Genomic DNA, 557 nt, shown 5'->3' on the forward strand with positions numbered 1-557 from the left:
CAACATACGCTGCATCGGAGAAATGTGTGGAACAATATATTCGGCCATAAACTCGCGATGAAACTCAGCCAATTCTTCCTTGCTGAAACGGGCTAAAGGCGCGAGATGGAATTTGAGGAAGGCATCGATATCAAGACAACCGTTTTGATAGTCTTGGTAGAACTTTTCATTTTGCGCCTCGGTTTCAGCCGCATCGACTATGCCTTTTTTAATCAGGTATTGCGGCCAAGAGTGATCCGAATCGGTATTGATTAAGGTATTGTCGAGGTCGAAAATGGCAAGGTTTTTCATTGGGTTTCCTGTTGTTTTAAAAGCTGGCGCAAAAGCGGCAAAGTAATGCGCTTGCCCATCATAACGGCGTAATTGTCGAGGGTATCGAGCATTTGCATCAGGCTGTCCATATCGCGCCGCCAATGGTTCAGCAGGTATTCGAAAATTTCTGGATCGATGGTTACCTGACGGATAGCCGCCATGCTGACGAGCGCATCGATTTTTTCCCGGTCGGTCAACGGTTTGACTTCGTCAACCAAGCAATACGCCATGCGTGTGCGCAGGTC

At 47.6% G+C, this 557-nt stretch carries 2 protein-coding genes; both read right to left on the reverse strand.

Annotation, left to right across the window (positions count from 1 at the left end; genetic code table 11):
• Positions 1–291: HAD family hydrolase (locus ACTHUR_RS16985; RefSeq protein WP_440399869.1), on the reverse strand; the 291-nt coding region annotated here is incomplete at its 3' end.
• On the reverse strand, positions 288–557 hold a 270-nt coding region (locus tag ACTHUR_RS16990), incomplete at its 5' end, for an HdaA/DnaA family protein (RefSeq protein ID WP_440399871.1). The genes ACTHUR_RS16985 and ACTHUR_RS16990, both read right to left, overlap by 4 nt.

Source organism: Neisseria sp. P0021.S007, from assembly GCF_051956855.1.